Source organism: Pseudomonas sp. PGPR N4 (assembly GCF_059693665.1).
In genome coordinates, this window is record NZ_JCAUKV010000001.1 from 257,531 (window position 1) to 280,043 (window position 22,513).

The 22,513-nt window shown below is 62.1% G+C and carries 17 protein-coding genes and 1 pseudogene; 7 read left to right on the top strand and 11 right to left on the bottom strand.

The annotated features are described in order from the left end of the window. The first annotated feature begins 41 nt into the window (after nt 1-41). Both AC58X1_RS01080 and AC58X1_RS01085 read left to right on the top strand, forming a co-directional pair. The gene (locus tag AC58X1_RS01080) at nt 42-782 is read left to right on the top strand and encodes an SDR family NAD(P)-dependent oxidoreductase (protein WP_497428135.1); all 741 of its coding nucleotides are present in this window, start codon (nt 42-44) and stop codon (nt 780-782) included. 242 nt (nt 783-1,024) lie between these two features. After that, nucleotides 1,025-1,792 (top strand): substrate-binding periplasmic protein, encoded by a 768-nt coding sequence (locus AC58X1_RS01085; RefSeq protein ID WP_497428753.1) that lies wholly within the window; start codon nt 1,025-1,027, stop codon nt 1,790-1,792. 5 nt (nt 1,793-1,797) lie between these two features. On the opposite strand, the gene AC58X1_RS01090 is transcribed toward AC58X1_RS01085, so the two are convergent. Together AC58X1_RS01090 and AC58X1_RS01095 are read right to left on the bottom strand one after the other, a co-directional pair. Beyond that, nucleotides 1,798-2,001, bottom strand: a complete 204-nt coding sequence (locus tag AC58X1_RS01090; protein ID WP_150569503.1) for a hypothetical protein — start codon at nt 1,999-2,001, stop codon at nt 1,798-1,800. A gap of 138 nt (nt 2,002-2,139) precedes the next feature. Next, on the bottom strand, nt 2,140-4,569 hold the full coding sequence (locus tag AC58X1_RS01095; RefSeq protein WP_497428136.1) for a TonB-dependent siderophore receptor: 2,430 nt from the start codon (nt 4,567-4,569) through the stop codon (nt 2,140-2,142). Nucleotides 4,570-4,774: 205 nt separating this feature from the next. On the opposite strand from AC58X1_RS01095, the gene AC58X1_RS01100 reads away from it, so the two are divergent. After that, nucleotides 4,775-5,239, top strand: coding sequence for a PA2171 family ribosome-binding persister protein (locus AC58X1_RS01100; RefSeq protein ID WP_101318702.1), 465 nt, complete (start codon nt 4,775-4,777; stop codon nt 5,237-5,239). A gap of 58 nt (nt 5,240-5,297) precedes the next feature. Here the strand turns inward: AC58X1_RS01100 and AC58X1_RS01105 are convergent. From AC58X1_RS01105 to AC58X1_RS01120, 4 genes and pseudogenes are all read right to left on the bottom strand, one after another. Further along, nucleotides 5,298-7,480 (bottom strand): annotated as a pseudogene (locus AC58X1_RS01105) (TonB-dependent siderophore receptor). A gap of 166 nt (nt 7,481-7,646) precedes the next feature. Then, on the bottom strand, nt 7,647-8,489 hold the full coding sequence (locus AC58X1_RS01110) for a TIGR03915 family putative DNA repair protein (protein WP_150572918.1): 843 nt from the start codon (nt 8,487-8,489) through the stop codon (nt 7,647-7,649). Further along, on the bottom strand, nt 8,480-9,700 hold the full coding sequence (locus AC58X1_RS01115) for a putative DNA modification/repair radical SAM protein (RefSeq protein WP_101318708.1): 1,221 nt from the start codon (nt 9,698-9,700) through the stop codon (nt 8,480-8,482). Before AC58X1_RS01115 ends, AC58X1_RS01110 begins: the two co-directional genes overlap by 10 nt. 136 nt (nt 9,701-9,836) lie before the next feature. Next, nucleotides 9,837-11,621, bottom strand: a complete 1,785-nt coding sequence (locus tag AC58X1_RS01120) for a thiamine pyrophosphate-requiring protein (RefSeq protein ID WP_497428137.1) — start codon at nt 11,619-11,621, stop codon at nt 9,837-9,839. 235 nt (nt 11,622-11,856) lie between these two features. On the opposite strand from AC58X1_RS01120, the gene mqo reads away from it, so the two are divergent. Continuing rightward, nucleotides 11,857-13,509 carry a malate dehydrogenase (quinone) gene (gene mqo, locus AC58X1_RS01125; protein ID WP_497428138.1) on the top strand — a complete coding sequence of 551 codons (1,653 nt, stop codon included), beginning with the start codon at nt 11,857-11,859 and terminating at the stop codon, nt 13,507-13,509. Between the two features lie 57 nt (nt 13,510-13,566). Here the strand turns inward: mqo and AC58X1_RS01130 are convergent, their stop codons facing one another. Together AC58X1_RS01130 and AC58X1_RS01135 are read right to left on the bottom strand one after the other, a co-directional pair. After that, nucleotides 13,567-14,811 carry a saccharopine dehydrogenase family protein gene (locus tag AC58X1_RS01130; RefSeq protein WP_101318714.1) on the bottom strand — a complete coding sequence of 415 codons (1,245 nt, stop codon included), beginning with the start codon at nt 14,809-14,811 and terminating at the stop codon, nt 13,567-13,569. Nucleotides 14,812-14,842: 31 nt separating this feature from the next. After that, a complete protein-coding gene (locus tag AC58X1_RS01135) occupies nt 14,843-15,940 on the bottom strand; it encodes a carboxynorspermidine decarboxylase (RefSeq protein ID WP_101318716.1) in 1,098 nt (365 codons plus the stop codon). 207 nt (nt 15,941-16,147) lie between these two features. Here AC58X1_RS01135 and AC58X1_RS01140 point away from each other — a divergent pair, with 207 nt between their 5' ends. Next, nucleotides 16,148-16,357: a hypervirulence associated TUDOR domain-containing protein gene (locus AC58X1_RS01140; protein WP_150569495.1), complete on the top strand. Its 210-nt coding sequence runs from the start codon at nt 16,148-16,150 to the stop codon at nt 16,355-16,357. 58 nt (nt 16,358-16,415) lie between these two features. Beyond that, entirely contained in the window at nt 16,416-16,688 is a 273-nt protein-coding gene (locus tag AC58X1_RS01145; protein WP_101318720.1) for a PepSY domain-containing protein, read from the top strand. Nucleotides 16,689-16,766: 78 nt separating this feature from the next. On the opposite strand, the gene AC58X1_RS01150 is transcribed toward AC58X1_RS01145, so the two are convergent. The 3 genes from AC58X1_RS01150 to AC58X1_RS01160 all read right to left on the bottom strand — a co-directional run bounded on the left by AC58X1_RS01150 (nt 16,767) and on the right by AC58X1_RS01160 (nt 20,180). Then, the gene (locus AC58X1_RS01150) at nt 16,767-17,681 is read right to left on the bottom strand and encodes a pyridoxal-phosphate dependent enzyme (protein WP_497428139.1); all 915 of its coding nucleotides are present in this window, start codon (nt 17,679-17,681) and stop codon (nt 16,767-16,769) included. 16 nt (nt 17,682-17,697) lie between these two features. Next, nucleotides 17,698-18,402 carry a helix-turn-helix transcriptional regulator gene (locus AC58X1_RS01155; protein ID WP_497428140.1) on the bottom strand — a complete coding sequence of 235 codons (705 nt, stop codon included), beginning with the start codon at nt 18,400-18,402 and terminating at the stop codon, nt 17,698-17,700. Between the two features lie 74 nt (nt 18,403-18,476). After that, on the bottom strand, nt 18,477-20,180 hold the full coding sequence (locus AC58X1_RS01160) for an amidase (protein ID WP_259074066.1): 1,704 nt from the start codon (nt 20,178-20,180) through the stop codon (nt 18,477-18,479). A 231-nt stretch (nt 20,181-20,411) separates the two neighbouring features. Here AC58X1_RS01160 and AC58X1_RS01165 point away from each other — a divergent pair, with 231 nt between their 5' ends. Next, entirely contained in the window at nt 20,412-22,388 is a 1,977-nt protein-coding gene (locus AC58X1_RS01165; RefSeq protein ID WP_101318727.1) for a BCCT family transporter, read from the top strand. Nucleotides 22,389-22,513 lie beyond the last annotated feature (125 nt).

A 22,513-nucleotide genomic window follows, 5' to 3' on the forward strand; every position in this document is an offset into this window, starting at 1 on the left:
GCGGCCATCACCGCCTGTAATCTCAACCAAGGAGCAACACCGTGAGCCTGCACCTCGAAGGACAAACCGCGATTGTGACCGGTGGCATGCGCGGCATCGGCCTGGCCATTGCCCGCCGGCTGCATGCCGAAGGCGCCCGTATCGTCATCTGGGATCTGGCGGTGGATAGCTGGGACAGCACTGCCGCTGGCTTCGAGCCCGCAATGTACCAGGCCGTCGATGTCGCCTCGCTGGCTTCGGTCGAGGCGGCCTTTGCCGAACTGATCGAGAACCTGGGCCGGGTCGATATTCTGGTCAACAACGCCGGCATCAACGGGCCGGTGCTGCCGTCCTGGGAGTATCCGGTAGAAGCCTGGGACAAGGTCATCGCGATTGACTTGAACGGCGTGTTTTATTGCTGCCGCACGGTCATCCCGCATATGCGCGAACGCGGCTACGGCCGCATCGTCAATATCGCCTCGATGGCCGGCAAGGATGGCGTGCAGTACATTTCCGGCTATTCGGCGGCCAAGGCTGGTGTGATCGCCTTCACCAAGGCTGCAGCCAAGGAGCTGGCGCAGGACGGGGTGCTGCTCAACTGTGTGGCACCTGCCATGGTCGAGACGCCACTGATGGCCGAGATGACCCAAGAGCACATCGACGCGAGCAAGGCCAAGATCCCCATGGGGCGGTTCCTCAAGGCCGAAGAAATCGCCAACATGGTCACCTGGATCGCCGGCCCAGAGTGCAGCTTCACCACCGGCTTCGTGTTCGACCTCAGTGGCGGCCGAGCCACCTATTGACGGGATTGTTGCCAACGATTGACTTGCGGCATGCAAACCCGCCACGCGCGCATTGGCGCCCGGGCAATTCTGGGCCAGACTGACGGGGCGTCGTCAGTCTGCCGGGATTGCTTGGGCAGACGCACCGTCATCCTTGCCGAGGGTCGCCAATGCTCGAACGCTGTCGCTGTCGCTGTCGCTGTCGCTGTCGCTGTCGCTGTCGCTGGCGATGTTGCCTGTTGTCGCTGATTCTGCTGCTGCCGATGGCTGCGATGGCAGCGGACGACTGTCGGCACCTGACCGCTACCGGTAATCCGGAATATCCACCGTACCTGTGGCGCGACCCGGACAACCCGGCACTGCTGATCGGCGCCAATGTCGACTTGCTCCAGCATGTGGCCAGGCAACTGGGCATCGACATCGCCGTGGTCTACAGCGGGCCGTGGTCGCGGGCGCAAGAGCAGGTACGCAACGGCCGTATCGACCTGCTTGCCGGTCTGTTCATCACGCAAACGCGCGAACAGACCATGGACTTCATCAAGCCGGCCTTTCTGACCACCGCCAGTATGGTCTGGGTCCGTCGTGATGACGGCTTTGCCTACGTCAAATGGGACGACCTGAAAGGACGCAGTGGCGGCACCCTGGTCAACAACAGCCACGGCCAGGCGTTTGATGACTTCGCCAGCGCCAATCTCAACCTGGAAGCCGTGCCCAGCGCCCACCAGGCGTTCGAGAAGCTGCTGCACAAACGCAACGACTACGTGCTGTTCGAACGCTATCCCGGCATGGCACTGGCGCGCACGCTGGGTGTGGAGCACAAGCTGCAGATGCTTGAGCCGCCGGTATCTGCCGAGGGTTTGTACCTGGCCGTGTCGCACAATGCACCATGCAACGTGGCCGAGCTGCGCCAGCGGCTGGCGGCGAGCATGCAAGAGGTGGCCGCCGGGCCGTTGCCCGCGCAGTGGGTCATGCACAACCTGCAGCGTTGGCGCAGTCAGAACGAGCCCGGAACGTTGCCTGGCAAGCCCTGAACGTTTCAGCCAGGCGCACTCACGTTAAGCCGCGAGCACTCCGCTTCAGCCTCAGCTCGCTGATTGAAGGTCAGTTGCAATCGCAGCTTTTCGACGTTGTCATACAGGTTGAAGCCGCTGCAGGCCGCCCCTGTAAAAAGACGAATACCGTGCTGCGGGCACGGTTTTTCTTTTGGCATAGCCGGAACCACAACAAAGCGCGGCTGCATGTCGAGTGCCTCCCCAGGCAGATGCATTAACTATTAGTCTGCATCATGCAAGCGTGCAAGGAGGCTCATGATTGGGCGACCGACGGCAGCCTGCCGCACCAGGGCGCCCGTTGCGGGCGCCACGTCCTCGGGGCGCGGTCAGAAGTCCCAGCGAGTGGTCAGCATGTAGTTGCGCGGTTCGCCGTAGGCGCCGGCTTTGTAGAAGCCGAGGTTGGTGTAGTAAGTCTTGTCGAACAGGTTGTTGGCATTGACGGTCGCGGACAGCTGCTTGGTGAACTGGTAGCGGGCCATGGCATCGACCAGCCAGTAGGCCTTTTGCGAAAACTCCTCGTAGCGCGCCTGCGGCGTGTTGTAGATGTCCTGCCAAGCCACGCTCTGCCAGCGCGCGCCGCCGCCGATAGTCAGCTTGTCGAGTGCACCGGTCAGCTTGTAGCTGGTGTACAGGGTGACCTGATCTTCAGGTTCGAAGGTGGAGATCTTCAGGTTGTTGTCATCACGCACGATCTTGTGGGTGTAGCCGGCCTGGACCTGCCAACCCGGCGCAAGCTCGCCGGACGCTTCGATCTCGTAGCCTTTGGTGACTGCCTGAGTGCCCTTGAAGGCATAGTTGTCTGGCGTGGGCACGCGATCGTTGTATTCGTCATCGGAAATCGAGCGGTTGTCCTCATGCACCTCGAAGTAAGCGGCGCTGGCGTTCAGGCGGCCATCGAGAAACTCGGCTTTCAGACCAATCTCGTAGTTCTGGCCTTCGTCCGGCTCGAGCATCTTGTTGTCGCGATCACGATTGAAGGCTTCCTGCGGCATGAAGATATCGGTGTAGCTGGCGTACACCGAGTAGGTGTCGTTGAGGTCGTAGATGGCGCCGACGTAGGGCACGAAGCGGCCGCTTTCCTTGTAGGTCGGGTCGAGGCCACTGATGGTGTAGTTGACCACCCGACCGCCGAGCAGCACTTTCAGGTCGTCAGTGATGTTGAGCCGGGTGGTGAAGTAGGCGCCGGTCTGGCGCACGGTATCGTCGGTACGCTGCGAAGGCCTGCCCCAGTCCGGTTCGGCAATGTTGCCGTGCCAGTTGTTGAAGTCGACTACGTTGGGCTCGCGCAGGGTGTAGTTCCAGTAGCCTTTGCCATCCCAGTTGGAGTGGGCGATGGAGCCGCCGACCACCAGTTGGTGTTCACGCCCAAACAGGCTGAACGGGCCGGAGGCATACAGGTCGGCCGAGTCGCTGACAGTCTCGCCGGTGAACTTGCCGGGGACGATCGCCGAGGTGCCGTCGGCATTCGGCGTGGTGCCCTGAATGGTGCCCATCACCGCGTGGTAACCATTGATCTTGTGATCGACCTGCAGTTTGCTCACCCAGCCGTTGTCGAAGTTGTGCTCGAGCATGGCGAACACGGTGCGGGTGTACTGCTCCCAGCTGCTCCAGTCAGCCGCATTGTTGAACGAGCGCGAGATGTTGTTGTGCTGGCCTTGGGCGTTGAGCAGGGGGAAACTGCCTGACCACGACGAGGCCTTGGGCAGGCTGTCCTGATAGTCGCCGCCGACGGTGAGCAGGGTGTCTGGCGACAGGTCGAACTCAAGGATGCCGTAGTACACCGGGGTCTTGCGCGAGTAGCGGTCCATGAACGAGTGCTTGTCCTGATAGGCCGCTACCGCTCGCCCACGCACGTTGCCGCTGTCGTTGAGCGGGCCGCTGACGTCCAGCTCGCTGCGGTAGTTGTCCCACGAGCCTGCGCCCAGCGTCGCGTGGCCCTGGAAGTCGGCCGTAGGCTTTTTGCGTACCAAGTTGATGGTCGCACCCAGCGAGCCTGCGCCGGTGAGCAAACCAGTCGCGCCCTTGAGCACCTCGACGCGGTCGTAGATGGCCATGTCACTGAGGGTGTTGCCGGCTGAATAGCCGACGTTGCGCGCGGTCGAGGGGATGCCGTCGTACTGGAAGTTGTTGATCGAAAAGCCGCGCGCGTAGTAGTTGCTGCGCTCGCTGTCGAAGGCTGAAACGGTAATGCCCGGGGTGTGACGCATGACGTCGTCGACGCTGTTGAGGCCGAAGTCATCCATGTGCTGACGGGTGACCACGGTGATCGACTGTGGCGTCTGGCGCGGGGTCAGTACCAGCCGGGTGGCGGTGGCGATCGAGCCTGGGGTGTACGAGCCGGTGCCTTCGCTGACGGTACCCAACTGATTGGAAATCACTTCGGTGGCGCCCAGCTCCAGGGCCGCGCCGTCCTGTGCGATCGGTTGCAGCGAGTAACGACCGTCGCCCTCGCGCACCGCTTGCAGGCCGGAATTGAGCAACAGTCGTTGCAGGCCTTGATCGGAAGCAAAACTGCCATCCAGGCCAGCCGTAGCCAGACCCCGCGTCAGCGCTGGGTCGAACGACAGCACCACGCCGCTTTCTGCAGCGAAACGGGTCAGCGCAGTGCCCAGGTCGCCGGCCTGGATGTGGTAATCGTGCTCTCTGCTGTCGGCAGCCTTGGCGGGCATGGCCAGGCCCAGCCCAAGCAGGGTGGAGAGGAGCAGGGCGCTGCGAAGGCTGGCGCTGAGGCGGCCAACCGGGAAAGGGGCGGTCATGGCGTGAAATCTCGTTGTGGGTGGCAGGCGGGCTTATCTGCCCTTCGCTGAGTAAGTCGAATGGGAATGAGAAAACCTATCATCCATGCCGAGATTTTTTTTCAGCAGCGTTTGCCGCCTGGCAAACGTATGGAACCTGGACGAACACGAGCAACTCAATCCTACGCGACGCCGTGATTCCAACCGGGTACTGATGAGGTGCTGAATGAACGCTATCGAACTGCTGGAACAAGACCACAAGACGGTGAAAAAGCTGCTCGAAGAGCTGTCCAACACCACTGAACGGGCGTTGAAAAAGCGCACCGAGCTGCTGGCGCGGATCGAGCTGGAGCTGCAGGCGCATACCACCATCGAAGAAGAGATCTTCTACCCTGCGCTGACCCAGGCCGGCGACAAGGACGACGTCAAGATGTACCACGAGGCCAAGGAGGAGCACCGCACGGTGGATGCGCTGGTATTGCCTGACTTGCTCAAGACGCCACCCGATACCCTGGAGTTTTCAGGGCGGATGAAGGTGCTCAAGGAACTGCTCGAGCATCACATCGAAGAGGAGGAGTCGGATATGTTCCCGCGCGCCAAGGAGCTGCTCGACAAGGCAACTCTTGAGCAACTGGGCGACGCCATGCAGGCGCAGAAAAAACTGATCAAAGACGAACACCGCGTCGCCTGATGCAGGCAGGGGCCACGCGCCAGGTTGAATCTGGCGTGTGGCCCTTGCACGTCTTCGCTTAGAAGCTGTACTTGGCGGTCAGCATCATGTTGCGCGGCGCGCCATAGACATCGCCGCCGTATTGCCAGGATTGCGAGATCGCCGAGTAGTACTTGCGATCAAAGATGTTGTTGGCATTGAGCTGCAGGTCGAGGTTGCGGTTGACCTGATAGCCGGCCATCACGTCGGTGACTGCATAGGCACCTTGTTCAAGACGGTAGTTGCCACCGTCGACCAATGCGATGTCGTTGTACATCCGGCTCTGCCAGTTGACGCTGCCGCCGACTCGCAGTTTTTCCAGAGGGCCCTGGAAACGGTAGGTCGTGCTGATCTTGAACTGATGCTCAGGGGTGTCCGTGTCGAACTGCTTGTTGACCAGCGCCGGCTGCGCGGCATTCTTGGTGGTATGGGTGCGAGCATAGGTGTAACCGCCGCCGATCTGCCAGTTGTCGGTGAGTGCGCCTTGCAGCTCCATGTCGATACCTTGGCTGCGGATCTCGCCAGAGGCTTCGTAGCAGGTAAGCTGAGTCGACGAACAGACAGTACGGTCGAGCACTTCCACCGCACGGTTTTCCTGGTCGACGCGGAATACCGCCAGGCTGGCGTTCAGGGCACCGTTGAAGTACTCGCCCTTGATGCCTACCTCGTAGTTCTTGCCTTCAATCGGACGCACCGGCGAATTGCTTGAGCCGCGCTCGGTCTGTGGCTGGAAGATATCGCTGTAGCTGACATACACCGAGTGATTGTCATTGAGCTCGTAGATCAGGCCGGCATAGCGGGTCACGTTGCGGGTGACCTTGTAATCGCCCTGGCCATCCTTGTCATCGTAGTCATACCAGTCCAGCCGGCCGCCGAGGATCAGCTTGAGCGGGTCGGCCAGGCTTAGGCGGGTGGTCATGTACAGGCCGTCTTGAGTCGTGACGGAGCGGTCGTTGGTGGTATGCAGGAAGTTCGGTTTGCCGGCGTTGATGGGCCAGTTGGGGTCGTATGGGCTGTAGTTGTGGTTGGTCTTGTCGTAGATGCGGCGGCTGGTGCCGACCACCAGTTCATGGCTGCGCCCCAGCGCCTGGAACGGGCCGCTGACGAACACATCCACGCCTGCCTGGTTTTCATCGTGCTTGGACTGATAAACCGTTCGACCCAGCGTAGTGCCGGTCCAACGCGACTGATACGAGCCCGAGAACAGCGCATTCTGCTCGGCATAATTGGCATTGACCTGCAGCTTCCAGTCATTGGCCAGGCGCTGGCGCAGTTCGGCAAACACCGTGTTGATTTCCTGGTCCTTGTTCTCCCAGTCGGTGCTCGGGTTGTACGAGCGCGGCAGGTCGAGGTGGTGGCCATCGAGGCCAACCATCGAAGAGCCCCAGAAGTAGTTGGTCTTGTCCTTCTGGTGCGACAGGCCTACGGTCAGCGTGGTGTCCTCGCTGAGGTCCGCTTCGGTCACCGCGTAGAACAGGCCGTGGCTTTCTTCGGCATCGTCGACAAAGCTGTTGGCGTCGCGGTAGGAGGTGACCACTCGGCCGCGCAGAGTGCCGCTGTCGTTCAGCGGGCTGGAGGCATCGACCTCGCCGCGGTAGTCGTCCCAGCTGCCGGCAGCGCCGGTCAGGGTGACTTTCTGTTCGGCCAAGGGCCGCTTGCGTACCATGTTGATCGCCGCCGACGGATTGCCCGCGCCGGTCACCAAACCTGTGGCGCCGCGTACTACTTCACCCGGTCGAACATCGCCAGGTTTGGCTGCACCCCGGCCGTCCAGCCCGAGTAACCGCTGGGGATCCCGTCGTACATGATGTTGTCGATGTCGAAGCCACGCGCGGTATAGGTCTGCCGGCCAGGGCCACTGGAGAAGTTGAGGAACAGCCCCGGCGTGGCCTTGACCACGTCATTGATGCTGGTCATCGCCTGGTCGTCCATGCGCTGGCGGGTAATCACCGTGACTGCCTGTGGCGTCTCGCGCATGGTCAGCGGCAGTTTGGTCGCCGTGGCCATGGCGCCTGTGGTGTAGGAGCGGGAGCCTTCGGTGCTGCTGCCCAGCCGGTCCGAGCTGACTTCGGTTGCGCCTAATTCCATGACAGTCGATTGCGCCCCATCCTTGGGCTTGACGGCTTCTTCGGCTACGGCATGGGCCATGCTGGCCATGCAGATGGCGGAAGCCAAGAGAGTAAGCGACGGGCTGAAACGACGTTGCGGGATAAGGCGCGACATGGGTTGCGGTTCCTGACGGTCTTTTTAGTAAATGTTTATGCTTATGAGAAACATTAACAATTAGTTTGTCAGGATTTTCCGCGCAGCAATAGCCAAGGGCTGCAAAAAATCCAATGAATTTTTCACATTTGGCTGATCAGTAGATGCAGTGGGTGCCGCGACCGTTTCAGTCTTTGCCTTTGCCGATACGTTTGCCGGCCTGCTGAGCAACTTCCAGCGCCTGGCCATCGCGCTGCTTGCCTTGTCGGGCCTGGCCCATCAGTTGCGGGATCAGCATGCCCTCGGGCAAGTGCCGCCAGAACCTGCCCGGCATGTGCATGCGCATTGCATCGGGGTTGAGCCGGGCCGGATTGAAGATGTGCCGGTAGTAGGTGCGCCACAGATCCGCACCGGGGTCGTCGGCGTGCTGCGCCCATTGCCGCCAGGGCTCGGGGCAGTGGCGCCGGTAGTCCAGTGTATGGCCGTCGAAGCGAATGCCGTCGCGGTCGGTGGCGATCAACCAGCGCTGGCGGCCGAGGCGCTCGGCAAAGTGGCCGCTGGCGCTTTCAAGAATGTCGTGGGCCGGCTGATGATAGGCGACCAGGTCCAGTTGCAGCTGCGCAGCCAGTGCTGCCGGCAGCGGCACGAAGCGCACAAACGCATGCAAGTGATGGGCTTCGCGGCTGACCTGCTTGATCCGCCGGTGCAGCTCGCTGCCGAGGCGGTCGCCGGGGAGCATGGCGGTACGATCGCCATGGGCGACCCGCCAGAGCACTTCATACAACAGGTTCCAGCGCTGCTCGCCGCAGTAGCGCGAGGCCTGTTCCAGCTGCGCCAGCAACGCCGCTGGCACCTTTGCCCGAAACGGCCCCGGGCCCTCTGGCAGGGGCGCCGGCACTGCCAGCAGATCGTCCATCGGCCCTTGCGCCCAGGTGACGTCGGCGGGATCGATGCCATGCCCGAGCAGCGCGCGCGCCTGTTCGCGCCAGAGGCTGAATTGCTGGTCGCAGTCGAGCGCGATCATCCCCACAGGCCCATCTGCACTGGCGCTTGCGGTTCGCGCAGGCGCGCTCGCAGCAGGCCGCTGCGCAAATCGGCCTGCGCCGGGCGATAGTCGCTGGTGACAATGAAAGGCCGCGCCTTGTCTAGTACGCAGCGCAGCTGGATCAGGTCGTCATAACGTATGCGCCGCTCCCGGCGTAGAGCTACCAAGCGTTCGACGCTGCGCAGGCCAATGCCGGGAATCCGCGCGAGCAAGGCGGGCTCGGCGCGGTTGAGGTCCAGCGGGAACACCTCGCGATTGGACAGCGCCCAAGCTAGCTTGGGGTCGATATCCAGGTCCAGGTTGCCAGCCTGGCTGAGCAGCTCGCCAGCCTTGTAGCCGTAACCGCGCATGAGGAAGTCAGCCTGGTACAGACGGTGCTCGCGCAGCAATGGCGGGGCGGCCAGCGGCACGCTGCCAGGGCTGTCGGGGATCGGGCTGAAGGCCGAGTAATACACGCGCTTGAGGCCAAACCCCTGATACAACGATTCGGAATTGCCAAGCAGGGTCCGGTCATCGGTGTCATCAGCGCCGACAATGACCTGGGTACTTTGCCCTGCGGGGGCAAAACGCGGCGCCCGCGGCTCGCCAGCTACGGCCTGTTGACCGCGCTGGATAGTACCCATGGCCTGGCGGATGGTGTGGCCCTGTTTTTCCGGGGCCAGGCGCTTGAGGCTTTCATCGGTGGGCAGTTCGACATTCACGCTCAGCCGATCCGCCAGGCGACCGGCTTGCTCGATCAGCAGCGGGTCAGCGTCAGGGATGGTCTTGAGGTGGATGTAGCCGCGAAACTCGTGCTCTTCACGCAGCAGCCGGGCAACTTCGATCAACTGCTCCATGGTGTAGTCGGCCGAGCGAATGATGCCGGAACTGAGAAACAGCCCGCTGATGCAGTTGCGCCGGTAGAAATCCAGGGTCAGCCGCACCACCTCTTCAGGGGTGAAGCGCGCCCGCGGCACGTTGCTGGTACGGCGGTTGACGCAGTATTGGCAGTCGTACAGGCAGAAGTTGGTCAGCAGCACCTTGAGCAGCGAGACGCAGCGGCCATCCGGCGTGTAGCTGTGACAGATGCCCATGCCATTGGTCGCACCAAGCCCGTCGCGGCCGCGCGAGCTGCGCTTGGGCGCGCCGCTGCTGGCGCACGAGGCGTCGTACTTGGCGGCGTCGGCAAGGATGCCGAGCTTGGCGATGAGCTCCATTAGTCGATCTCGATGTACTGAATATTCATACAGTATTTGTAGATCGGTCTGGTTGCAAGTGTTGGCCGTCGGCAATTGCCAAATGGCCCTGAAACCATTGCGGCAAATGCGCCGCAGCGGCTTCAGGGCATAGGCATCAATCGCGTTTAGGCAGTACGCCGCTGAGCAATTGCTTGGCAGTCTGCTTGATGATCCCGGCCTGATTGGGATCGCCCTGGAGCAATGCCGAGGCAAATTTCTTCGCCTGCTCAAGGGTCATATGAGGCGGCAGCGGTGGCACATCCGGGTCGGTGCGGAAATCGATCACCACCGGCACATCACTGGCCAGGGCTTCTTCCCAGGCGGGCGCGACGTCTTCTTCGCGGCCTACATAAATGCCCTTCAAGCCGATCGAAATGGCGAACAGGTGATAGGGCACATCAGGGATGTCCTGGCTGGCGGCGAACTTCGGGTCGCCCTCCATCACCCGTTGCTCCCAGGTCACCTGGTTGAGGTCCTGGTTGTTGAACACCGCGCAGATCCAGCGGCCATTGCCCCATTGCTGCCAATACTTGGCCACGGTGATCAACTCGGCCATGTTGCTCATCTGCATCGCGCCGTCACCTACCAGCGCGACAACGCTGCGCTCCGGATGGGCGAACTTGGCGGCAATCGCATAGGGCACCGCTGCGCCCATGGACGCCAGCCCGCCGGAGAGCGAGCACTGCATGCCCTTACGGATCTGCAGGTCGCGGGCAAACCAGTTGGCACACGAGCCGGAATCGCTGGTGATGATGGCGTTGTCGGGGAGGCGTGGCGACAATTCGTGCACCACTCGCTGCGGGTTGATCGGGTCGGCAGAGGTCAGCGCTCGCTTGGCCAGCTTCTTGTCCCAATCCTTGCGCCAGCCTTCGACCTTGTGCTGCCAACTGCGTTGGGTTTTTTCTTCCAGCAGTGGCAGCAGGGCTGCGAGGGTGTCGGCGGCATCACCGATCAGATTCACTTCCATCGGGTAGCGCAGGCTAAGCATGTCTGGGGCAAGGTCGATCTGCACGCCCCGAGCCTGGCCCTCCTTGGGCAGGAACTCGGCGTAGGGGAAGCCCGAGCCGATCATCAGCAAAGTGTCGCATTCCTCCATCAGCTTGAAGCTTGGTTCGGTGCCGAGCAGGCCGATGCAGCCAGTGACCCAGGGCAGGTCGTCAGGCAGGACCGCTTTACCGAGCAGGGCTTTGGCAACACCTGCACCGAGTTTTTCGGCAACTGCCTGCACCTGCTCACCCGCCTGCAAGGCGCCGGCACCGACCAGAATCGCAACTTTCTTGCCAGCATTGAGCGCATCGGCTGCGCGCTGCAGATCGGCATCGTACGGAACTACTTTGGGCTTGCTGAAGCCGATACCCGAATGCAGCGTGCCATGGACCCGGGCTGGTTCTTCATAAGCCAGCTCCTGCAAGTCGTTGGGCAGGATCAATGCAGTGACCTTGCGCTCGCCGATGGCGGTGCGCACGGCGCGGTCGACCAGGTGTCGCACCTGCGACGGCGCGGCGGCCTGCTGAACAAAGGCGCCGGCGACGTCCTTGAACATCGACACCAGGTCCAACTCCTGCTGGTAGTGCCCGCCCAACGCCGTGCGCGCCTGTTGGCCGACAATGGCCAGGACCGGCATATGGTCCATGCGTGCGTCATACAGACCGGTCAGCAGGTGCGAGGCGCCGGGCCCGGAGGTGGCGATGCACACTCCCAGCTCGCCGGTGAACTTGGCATGTGCGCTGGCCATGAACGCGGCCATTTCTTCGTGGCGGCACTGCACGAATTCGATCGAGCCGGCCCGACGCAGGGCGCCGAACACGCCGTTGATGCCGTCGCCGGGGTAGCCAAAGATGCGCGTGACACCCCACTGGCGCAAACGCTCGACGAGAAAGTCACTTACGGTGATGGCCATCGGTTTCTCCTTCATTGATACGTGGATGAAGGTTGGGACTGGCTCTGTCCCGGCGCGTTCAGATTAAACCGGCCAGAGACGACCCCGGACACTCGGTTGAACTGATCCCGCCTGGCTCGCCTCGAAACCAGACACCCCTGAGTGGAGGCAGCACCCAACCTGGGCTAACACTGATAAGGCTGGGTCATTCATTCACCTACAGACAGAGGCGCGTCTGGCCTCGCTGGAGAACCACATGACGATCACGAACACCTCGAAACTGCTGCTCGCAGGTTTCACCCTCAGTTGTGGGCTGGCCAATGCCCAGGCTGCCGAAACCAAGCGGGTGGACGTCTTGCTGGTTGGCGGCGGGATCATGAGTTCGACCCTGGCGATCTGGCTCAACGAACTGGAGCCGAGCTGGTCGATGGAGATGGTCGAGCGCCTGGACAAGGTCGCCGAAGAAAGCTCCAACGGCTGGAACAACGCCGGCACTGGGCACTCTGCGCTGGCCGAACTCAATTACACCCCCGAGAAAGACGGCAAGATCGACATCACCAAGGCGGTGGAGATCAACGAGTCGTTCCAGATCACTCGCCAGTTCCTCGCCTGGCAGGTCAAGAACGGCGTGTTGAAAAACCCACGCTCGTTCATCAATTCAACGCCGCACATGAGTTTCGTCTGGGGCGATGACAACATTCGCTTCCTGAAAAAACGCTACGACGCGCTCCAGGCCAGCCCGCTATTCAGAGGGATGCAGTATTCCGAAGACCCTGCCCAGATCAAAAGATGGGTGCCGTTGATGATGGAAGGGCGCGACCCCAATCAGAAGCTGGCGGCGACCTGGACGCCGCTCGGCACCGACGTCAACTTTGGTGAAATTACCCGCCAGTACGTAGGGTATTTGCAGTCACGCGAAAACTTCAGCCTCAAGCTCTCCAGCGAAGTGCAGGACATCAGCCGCAACGACGATGGCTCCTGGCACGTCGAGTACAAGAACCTCAAGGATGGCAGCAAGTCGGCCACCGATGCCAAGTTCCTGTTCATCGGTGCTGGCGGCGCAGCGCTGCCGCTGCTGCAGAAGTCCGGCATCGAAGAGGCCAAGGATTACGCAGGCTTCCCCGTGGGTGGCTCGTTCCTGGTGACCGACAATCCAGCTATCGCCGAGCGCCACATGGCCAAGGCCTACGGCATCGCGGCAACCGGTGCGCCGCCCATGTCGGTGCCGCATCTTGATACCCGTGTGCTGGATGGCAAGCGGATGATCCTGTTCGGCCCGTTCGCGACCTTCTCGACCAAGTTCCTCAAGCAGGGCTCGCTGTTCGATCTTATGGCCAGCATGAGCCTGCACAACACCTGGCCGATGGTGCGTGTTGGCGTGCGTGAATTCGACCTGGTGCAGTACCTGGTTGGCCAGGTACTGCAGTCCGATGACGACCGCTTCGAAGCGTTACAGACTTACTTCCCCGAGGCGAAGAAAGAAGACTGGCGCCTGTGGCAGGCCGGTCAGCGCGTGCAGATCATCAAGAAAGACGAAAACCAGGGCGGGGTGCTCAAGCTCGGCACTGAAGTGGTCGCGTCCAAGGATGGCAGTATCGCCGGGCTGCTCGGTGCATCGCCGGGCGCTTCGACTGCGCCGCCGATCATGCTCGATCTGCTCAACAAGGTGTTCAAGGACAAACTCGCGAGCGCGCCGTGGCAGGACAAGATCAAGCAGATCATCCCATCGTACGGCACGCATCTGAACGACAGTCCCGAGCGGGTCGAGGAGGAGTGGGCCTACACCAGCGAGATTCTCCAGCTGACCCCGCCACCGGCCATCGACAAGCGCCAGGACCCGGCCAACCCGGATGATATCGACCCGGTCAGCCAGGACCATCAGACCACTGACCCTGACCTCAAGCCCTGATCAGCACAACCCGCAATGCAGAAGGGGCGCCATCATGGCGCCCCTTCGTGTTACTGCTTAGGCTTCAGCGTCCCAGGGACGATCGCCGTGTTCATCCTTGATACGGGTCGGCAGGCCCATCACGTCCAGCGCCTTGAGGAACGGCTCGGCTGGCAGCTCCTCGACGTTGGCCATGCGCTTGACGTCCCATTCGCCGCGAGCAACCAGCAACGCCGCCGCCACTGGCGGCACGCCTGCGGTGTAGGAGATGCCCTGGCTGTCGGTCTCGGCGTAGGCTTCTTCGTGATCAGCCACGTTGTAGATGAACACTTCGCGCGGCTGGCCGTTCTTGCTGCCCTTGACCAGGTCACCGATGCAGGTCTTGCCGGTGTAGCCAGGCGCCAGCGAGGACGGGTCAGGCAGCACTGCCTTGACCACTTTCAACGGCACCACTTCAAGGCCTTCAGCGGTCTTGACCGGTTGCTCGGAGAGCAGGCCAAGGTTTTTCAGCACGGTGAAGACGTTGATGTAGTGCTCGCCGAAGCTCATCCAGAAGCGCACGTTGGGCACGCCGAGGTTTTTCGACAGCGAGTGCACTTCGTCGTGACCGGTCAGGTACAGGTTCTGCGAACCGACCACCGGCAGGTCGTCGGTGCGCTTGACCTCGAACATGGTATTGCTGGTCCACTGGCTGTTCTGCCAGCTCCACACTTGCCCGGTGAACTCGCGGAAGTTGATTTCCGGGTCGAAGTTGGTGGCGAAGTACTTGCCATGCGAGCCAGCGTTGACGTCGAGAATGTCGATCGAGTCAATCTGGTCGAAGTATTGCTGCTGTGCCAGTGCGGCATAGCTGTTGACCACACCCGGGTCGAAACCGACGCCGAGAATGGCTGTGATGTTCTTGTCCTGGCATTCTTCGAGGTGTTTCCACTCGTAGTTGCCGTACCACGGCGGGGTCTCGCAGATCTTGCCCGGCTCTTCGTGGATGGCGGTGTCCAGATAGGCAACGCCGGTATCGATGCAGGCACGCAGCACCGACATGTTGAGGAATGCAGAGCCGACGTTGATCACGATCTGCGATTCGGTCTCGCGGATCAGTGCCTTGGTCGCCTCGATATCGAGTGCATTGAGCGAGAAGGCCTGGATATCGGCGGGAACCTTGAGGCTGCCCTTGGCCTTGACGCTGTCGATGATGGCCTGGCATTTGGAGATGTTCCGCGACGCAATGGCAATACGACCGAGTTCGTCGTTATGCTGCGCGCACTTGTGGGCCACCACCTTGGCGACACCTCCTGCACCAATGATAAGAACGTTCTTCTTCAATTTATCCCTTGCTCCTTACTGAAGGCCTGACTTACGACAGGCTGGAAACGTAGTCTTCAAAACCGAACTCGCGGACCACTTCGACGCTGCCGTCGAGTTGCTTGACCACAATGGACGGCATTTTCAAACCGTTGAACCAGTTTTTCTTGACCATGGTGTAACCGGCCGCATCGATGAACGACAGGCGATCACCAATGGCCAGCGGACGATCGAATTGGTACTCGCCGAAAATGTCACCGGCCAGGCACGACTTGCCGCACACCATGTAGCTGTGCGCGCCATCGTTGGGGGCCATCTTGGCGTCGAGGCGGTAGATCAGCAGGTCGAGCATGTGCGCTTCGATCGAGCTGTCGACCACGGCCAGGTTCTTGCCGTTGTACAGGGTGTCGAGCACGGTCACTTCCAGCGAGGCGCTCTGGGTGATGGCGGCTTCGCCCGGCTCCAGGTACACCTGCACGCCGTACTTCTCGGAGAAGCCCTTGAGGCGCGCGCAGAACTCGTCCAGCGCATAGTCGGCACCGGTGAAGTGGATACCGCCACCGAGGCTGACCCACTCGACCTTGTGCAGCAGATGGCCAAAGCGCTCTTCGATGTGCGCAAGCATCTTGTCGAACAAGCTGAAGTCGCCGTTCTCGCAGTTGTTGTGGAACATGAACCCAGAGATCTGGCCGATGACTTGCTCGATCTTCTCCGGGTCCCACTCGCCGAGGCGGCTGAATGGGCGCGCCGGGTCGGCCAGCAGGTAATCGGAGCTGCTCACCTGCGGGTTGACGCGCAGGCCGCGGACCTTGCCTTCGGACTGTTCGGCAAAGCGCTGCAGCTGGCCGATCGAGTTGAAGATGATCTTGTCGCAGTTGGCGAGCATGTCTTCGATTTCGTCATCGGCCCAGGCCACGCTGTAGGCGTGGGTTTCGCCGACGAACTTCTCCCGGCCCAGTTTGAGCTCGTAGAGCGAGGACGAAGTGGTGCCGTCCATGTATTGCTGCATCAGGTCGAATACCGACCAGGTGGCAAAGCACTTGAGTGCCAGCAGCGCCTTGGCGCCGGAGTGTTCGCGCACGTAGGCAATCTTCTCGAGGTTGCCCAGCAGCTTCTGTTTGTCGATGAGGTAGTACGGCGTCTTGATCATTTAAGGCCCCCGGCCAGGCCGGCCAAAAAAAGGACACGCATTGTGCCTTCACTGGCCGCATATCGAAAGGGTCGTAGACGCATTTCGTCAGAGTTGTGTGTCGCCCTGCGCCTGTTGTCGCCATTGGGCGAACGGCGAGGAATTATTTCCCGCAGCTGAGGCCTAGTAAAACAGACAGATATGACGGTCGTGAGGAGGCATCAACCGATGAGCACAAAATACAAAGTGGGCGACACGGTGCGCTGGAATTCCGAGGCCGGAGTCATCCATGGCACGGTGACCAAGGTGCATCTGCACGATGTCGAGTTCATGGGCAGGCAGCGCCATTGCTCGAAGGATGAGCCGCAATACGAGGTCAAAAGTGCCAAGACCGGGCACCTGGCAATGCACCGTGAAGACGCCTTGCACAAGGAGTGAACCTTCGCCGTACTCGACCGGTCGCAGCAAATACCTTCATGCAAAAAGGACGTTAACGATGAAATCGATGACTCGACTGTTCACAGGTCTCGCTCTGGTAGGTGCATTGGGCGCAAGCGCAGCCTGGGCTGACCAGCCTGGCGCCGACTGGAAAGTTACCAAGGATCAGGCCGAAGCCAGCCTCAAGGCCGCCGGCTACACCCAGATCACCAAGATCGAGGCCGACGACGGCCATTGGGAAGGCGAGGGCGTCAAGGCTGATGGCATGAAGTACGACTTCCATGTTGACCCGTACAGCGGCAAGGTCACCAAGGACGAGATGGATCATTGATGGCCAGTAACTGACGTTTTCTGCGGTGGTGCTCTTGGCCCGTGCTCGTCACGGGCTTTTTTACGCGCTTGGAATGAGCTATTGCGCAGCCAACCACAGCTGAATCTGCTCAAGCGTCGCCGTAGCCCCGCCGCACACCACCACCAGCACCTTGCAGTAGTTGCCCAGCGCTTCGGCTTTATAGGCCAGCGCCAAGGCCGCGCCGCAGGCCGGCTCGACCAGCAGACGGTGATCGGCAAGGAAGCGCTCACAAGCCCGCAGCGCCTCGCGGTCCGTGACCAAATGGCTTTCAACCGGATGGCTGCGCGCGCATTCCAGCGCTTGCTCCGCTACCCGCTTGGCGCCCAAGGAGGTGGCGATGGAGCTAAGTGCCGGCAGCTCGACCGTGTGACCAGCCTCGACTGCAGCGTGAAATGACGCCGCGCCTGTGGTTTCCACCGCCAGCACCGGCACATCGTCCCAGCCATTGCGCTTGAGGCCTTCGACTACACCGCTGAGCAAGCCGCCACCACCGACCGACAAGATCAGCGCATCGGGCTTGCAGTCGGCAGCGGCGACTTCGTCGATCAGGCTGGCGTGGCCCGTCCACAGTAGCGGGTCATCGAATGGATGAATGAAGGCATCATTGGCGCCGACCAGGGTTTGCGCCAGCTGGTTGGCTTCCTGCCAGGAGCCGCCGTGGACGATGACCTTGGCGTCCTCCAGGCGCAGCAGCTCCCTGGCCCGCTCGCTGGTGGTCTCGGGGACGACCACGGTCACCGGCACGCCCAGGCTGCGCCCGGCATAGGCCACCGCCAGCCCGGCGTTGCCGCCCGACGACGATACAAAGTGACGCGCACCGCGAGCATGGTGTTGCTCACAGGCGTGGCCAACCCCGCGCAGCTTGAACGAGCCGCACGGCTGCAGGGCGTCGAGCTTGAGCCAGATCGAACGGCCAGCGGCGAGCGACATCGGCCGCGATTCGATCAAGGGGGTGTGGATGTGCAAAGGCATGCTGATCTCCGCTGGATTATGGCTGGCGGGGCGCTGCAGTGGGCTCGCCACGCAGCTGCTCCAGATAGTTGTAAACGGTGTAGCGGGTCACGCCGAGCGCGGCTGCGGCCTTCTCGACCCCACCCTTGACGATGAACAGGCCGCGCTCCTGCATCAGGCGCACGGCCTCGACCTTGGCCTGCTTGGTGAGCCGGCCCTGACCAGATGAAGCCAGGGCGCTGTCGATGATCTGGGTCATCAGCAGCGCCATGTCGGCCGCGTCCTCAACCACCGCCACTGCAGGTGGCGCGGCAGTCAGTGGCTGCAGCTGGGTGAGAAAGGCGAGGGCGGCATCCAGCCCACTGTTGTCGACGTTGATGCACAGGCTGGCGAACGGCTGCCCTTCGCTGTCGCGCAGGATCGCCGTGGCGCTGCGCAGGGTGCGGCCTTTGATCACGGTGGGGTAGTCGGGCAGGATCACCGGCTCGCAGCCAGGCTGGTTGGCCGCCTGCATCAGGGCCTTGAAGCCTTGGTCCTGCTCCGGCGCGGCAAGGATCGGGCTGCCGACCACGCGCCCGGACAGCAGGCCATTGGCGATGGCGACCACCGATTGCTCGGGCTGGTCGAGGTCGTGCAGGAGGATTTCCATATTGCGCCCGGCAACGCTGCCGATTGCCGCGATGGCGGCTTTCAGCGTGGAGAGGACGATCTGGCGTTCACGAAGAATGTGTGCAGCGGGCATGGATAATTCAACAAAATGTCAATTTTTAACATTCTGTTGAATTATCGCGAGGGCGTCAATCGGCAGCGCGTGGTTCAGCCCAGTGCCGGAGTGCGCGGCGGCACGATGCGGCGCGAGCCGGTCGACTCGAAGGCGCAGGCGAAGCTCAGCAGGGCCGAGTCATCGTAGGCACGGCCGGCAAACGTCAGCCCGACCGGCATACCGATATCGGCCATCACACCCATCGGCACGGTTACGGTCGGCACGCCCAGGTGGCGGATCGCGAGGTTACCGTTGGCAACCCAGACGCCGTTGCTCCAGGCAATGTCGGCCGAGGCTGGATTGACGTCGGCATCGGCGGGGCCAACATCGGCCACCGTCGGGAACAGCACGGCGTGCAAGCCAAGCTGGTCCATCCAGTCTTCCAGGTCGAGCTTGCGCGTCTGCTCCAGGCCGCGCAGGCCATCGGCAACGGTGTCGATCTGATCCCAGCTCTTGAGGCCGCGCTTGGCCATGTTGACGTATTCGTCCATGCCGGCCGCGAGGTCGTCTTCACGGTTAGGCAGGGTGCCCGGGTCGTGCGGGAAGATCTGCGGCCCGTCGACATCGGCCAGGCAGTTGAGCTTGGGGTCGTTGTTGGCGCGCAGGAAGTCGTCAAAGGCCCAGCCGGACAACTCCCACAGCTCGTCGTGGAGAAACTCCTTGCTGACGATGCCACGGTTGTAGACGGTCGGCGCGCCCGGGCGATCGCCTTCGCAGTTGGACACCAGCGGGAAGTCCACCTCGATCACTTCGGCGCCGGCGGCTTCCAGCGCCTGGCGCGCCTGCTGCCACAGCGCGATGACGCTTGGGCGAGTGTGGATACGCTGGCCGGTCGGGCCACCGATGCCGGGTTTTTCCGAGGTGCCGGCGAGTTCGTCGGCATTGATGTACATGCGTGGCACGCCGAAGCGCTTGCCCTGCAGCGAGTTGGCATCCTGCGCTAGATCAAGATAGGACGCCGGGCGTACCGCCGATGCCTTGGGAATTGGCACCCACGGCTGCAGGCGCCACAGATCGCCACGGGTGTCGGCATCGTCGGCCACCACCACGTCGAGGATTTCCAGCAGGTCGTGCATGGTCCGCGCAAACGGCACCACCACATCCATGGTAGGTGTCAGCGGCCAGTTGCCGCGCACCGAGATCACCCCGCGCGATGGCGTGTAGGCGCACAGGCCGTTGTTCGAGGCCGGGCCGCGGCCACTGGACCAGGTTTCTTCAGCCAGGCCAAATGCGCAGAAGCTCGCGGCGGTGGCGGTGCCGGCACCGTTGGACGAGCCGGAGGCAAACGGTGCGGTCAGGTAGGCGGCGTTATACGGGCTCTCGGCGCGGCCATACACACCGCGCTGCATGCCACCGTTGGCCATCGGCGGCATGTTGGTCTTGCCCAGGCAGACCGCACCGGCGGCGCGCAGTCGCTCGATGGTGAAGGCGTCCCGTTGCGCCACCAGCTTGGCAAATGCCGGGCTGCCGGAGGCGGCGGTCATGCCTTTGACCAGGTAGCTGTCCTTGGCGGTGTAGGGGATGCCTTCCAGCGGGCCGCGGCTTTCACCACGAGCACGGCGAGCATCGGACGCCTGGGCTTCGGCGATCGCCTCTGGGTTGCGCACCACGACCGCATTCAGCGCGCTGGCGCTGTCGGCCGTGTCATAGGCATCGATGCGTGCCAGGTAGGCCTTGACCAGTTCGACCGCTGTGGTGCGGCCAGCTTCGAGCGCGGCGCGCAGCTCGGCAATGGAAACCTCGGTTACCTCGATCATGCTGTCACCAAACGTATACAGGTGGGGGCTAGTGGCGCGAGTGTACAAGAAGGATTGGGGGGAAGCAGGCTTGCAGCGGGGAAAAGCATTGTTGCAGGGCGGCATTTATTGGCCCTATTTGCCCTGAGTATTGATCGTTTTCCGACAGACATTGTCGGACGAAACATGCACGGTCTACGCTTGACCTGAGAAAAAGTGCGCACGATGCGCCACGCTGGAGCCAACTGCCTGATGTCGACACCGCCTGACAAAACACCAAAAGCTACTATCAATCCCCCTGTATTCTGGATTTCTTCTGTCCTGCTGTTGCTGATCGTGCTCTACGCGAGCGTGTTCCAGGCCCATGCGCAAAGCCTGTTTGCGCACATCCAGGGCTGGATCATCGGCAACGTCAGCTGGTTCTACATCCTGGCCGTGGCAATCATCCTCGGCACCGTGGTGTTCCTCGGCATCAGCCGCTATGGCGACATCAAACTCGGGCCTGACCACAGCACCCCCGACTACAGCAGCACCACCTGGTTTGCCATGCTGTTCTCGGCCGGCATGGGCATCGGCCTGATGTTCTTCGGCGTTGCCGAGCCGGTCATGCACTTTCTCAAGCCGCCCATTGGTGACGGCGGCACGGTCCAGGCGGCGGGGGAGGCGATGCGCATCACCTTCTTCCATTGGGGCCTGCACGCCTGGGCAATCTATGCCATCGTCGCGCTGATCCTGGCCTATTTCAGCTATCGCCAGGGCTTGCCGTTGACCTTGCGCTCGGCGCTGTACCCGCTGATCGGTGAACGCATTTACGGCCCGCTGGGGCATGCCGTGGACATCTTCGCCATCATCGGTACGGTGTTCGGCGTTGCCACTTCGCTGGGCTTTGGCGTGGCGCAGATCAATACCGGGCTCAATGCGCTGTTCGGTGTGCCGGTGTCGACCGGGGTGCAGATCGCCTTGATCATCGGCACCACCTTCCTCGCCACCTTGTCGGTGATGTCTGGCCTGGACAAAGGCATCCGCCGCCTGTCCGAGCTGAACCTGGGTTTGGCGGTGCTGCTGTTGCTGATGGTCATGCTGCTGGGGCCGACCGTATTGATCCTGCAGACCTTCGTGCAAAACACTGGCGGTTACTTGAGCGAGATCGTCAGCCGCACACTCAACCTGTACGCCTACCAGCCAACCGACTGGATCGGCGGCTGGACCTTGTTCTACTGGGGCTGGTGGCTGGCCTGGTCGCCCTTTGTCGGCCTGTTCATTGCGCGGATTTCCCGTGGCCGGACCATTCGTGAGTTCGTCACCGGCGTGCTGCTGGTACCGACCGCGTTCACCCTGCTGTGGATGACCGTGTTCGGCAACACCGCAATCCACATGATCCTCGACGAGGGCCTGACTGACCTGGCCATGGCGGTCGACAAGGACACCTCGCTGGCACTGTTTGCCTTCCTTGAGCACTTCCCGTTCGCCAGCGTGATCAGCACCCTGGCGGTGATCATGGTGGTGGTGTTCTTCGTCACCTCGGCGGATACCGGGGCGATGGTAGTGGACATGCTGGCGTCTGGTGGGCAGGAGAACACCCCGTTGCGCCAGCGCGTGTTCTGGGCGGCGAGCATGGGCCTGGTGGCGATTGCGCTGTTGCTGGCCGACGGCCTCAAGGCGTTGCAGACGGCAACCATCGCCAGTGCATTGCCGTTCACCCTGGCGCTGCTGTTCAGTACCCGCGGGCTGCTCAAGGCGCTCAAGCTGGACGCTACCAAACGTGATCTGCGCTATCAGGCACTGGCGATTTCGCCAACAGCCTCGCGTGCTGCCGGTAACTGGCAACGGCGCCTGCGCACCCTGGCGATGTTCCCGCGGCGTGCCCACGTCGCGCGGTTTATCGCCGACGTTGGCTTGCCAGCATGTGAGGCGGTGGCTGATGAGTGGCGCAGGCAGGGTTATGACTGCAGCGTCGAGCAAGGTAGCGAGGGCAGCGTGATGCTCAAGGTCGGCCCGAGCGAGGGCACCTTCGTCTACGAGATCAGGCCGCAGGCGTATGCCACGCCAAGCTTTGTCACCGCCAGCGATGCGCCGCCGGGCGAGGAGCGCAAGTACTTCCGCGCCGAGGTGCACCTGCGTGAAGGCGGCCAGGACCATGACGTGATGGGCTGGTCCAAGGATGAGGTGATCGGCGACATTCTCGATCACTTCGAGCGGCATATGCATTATCTGCATCTGGTTGGTTGAGGCAGGTCCTGCTCTATACCGGGCAAAAAAAGCCCCGCGGGCCAGGCCTGCGGGGCAAACGGTTGGGGGAGGAGCCAACCAAAGGAGCTGTTGCTAGGCCATCCGCTTTTCAGATACTTGCGCTT

Excerpts from the sequence above, each read along its gene's own strand:
- AC58X1_RS01085 (WP_497428753.1), top strand. The coding sequence starts at position 1,025 with ATGGCTGCGATGGCAGCGGACGACTGTCGGCACCTGACCGCTACCGGT.
- AC58X1_RS01090 (WP_150569503.1), bottom strand. The coding sequence starts at position 2,001 with ATGCAGCCGCGCTTTGTTGTGGTTCCGGCTATGCCAAAAGAAAAACCG.
- AC58X1_RS01095 (WP_497428136.1), bottom strand. The coding sequence starts at position 4,569 with ATGACCGCCCCTTTCCCGGTTGGCCGCCTCAGCGCCAGCCTTCGCAGC.
- AC58X1_RS01100 (WP_101318702.1), top strand. The coding sequence starts at position 4,775 with ATGAACGCTATCGAACTGCTGGAACAAGACCACAAGACGGTGAAAAAG.
- AC58X1_RS01115 (WP_101318708.1), bottom strand. The coding sequence starts at position 9,700 with ATGGAGCTCATCGCCAAGCTCGGCATCCTTGCCGACGCCGCCAAGTAC.
- AC58X1_RS01120 (WP_497428137.1), bottom strand. The coding sequence starts at position 11,621 with ATGGCCATCACCGTAAGTGACTTTCTCGTCGAGCGTTTGCGCCAGTGG.
- mqo (WP_497428138.1), top strand. The coding sequence starts at position 11,857 with ATGACGATCACGAACACCTCGAAACTGCTGCTCGCAGGTTTCACCCTC.
- AC58X1_RS01135 (WP_101318716.1), bottom strand. The coding sequence starts at position 15,940 with ATGATCAAGACGCCGTACTACCTCATCGACAAACAGAAGCTGCTGGGC.
- AC58X1_RS01140 (WP_150569495.1), top strand. The coding sequence starts at position 16,148 with ATGAGCACAAAATACAAAGTGGGCGACACGGTGCGCTGGAATTCCGAG.
- AC58X1_RS01145 (WP_101318720.1), top strand. The coding sequence starts at position 16,416 with ATGAAATCGATGACTCGACTGTTCACAGGTCTCGCTCTGGTAGGTGCA.
- AC58X1_RS01150 (WP_497428139.1), bottom strand. The coding sequence starts at position 17,681 with ATGCCTTTGCACATCCACACCCCCTTGATCGAATCGCGGCCGATGTCG.
- AC58X1_RS01155 (WP_497428140.1), bottom strand. The coding sequence starts at position 18,402 with ATGCCCGCTGCACACATTCTTCGTGAACGCCAGATCGTCCTCTCCACG.
- AC58X1_RS01160 (WP_259074066.1), bottom strand. The coding sequence starts at position 20,180 with ATGATCGAGGTAACCGAGGTTTCCATTGCCGAGCTGCGCGCCGCGCTC.
- AC58X1_RS01165 (WP_101318727.1), top strand. The coding sequence starts at position 20,412 with ATGTCGACACCGCCTGACAAAACACCAAAAGCTACTATCAATCCCCCT.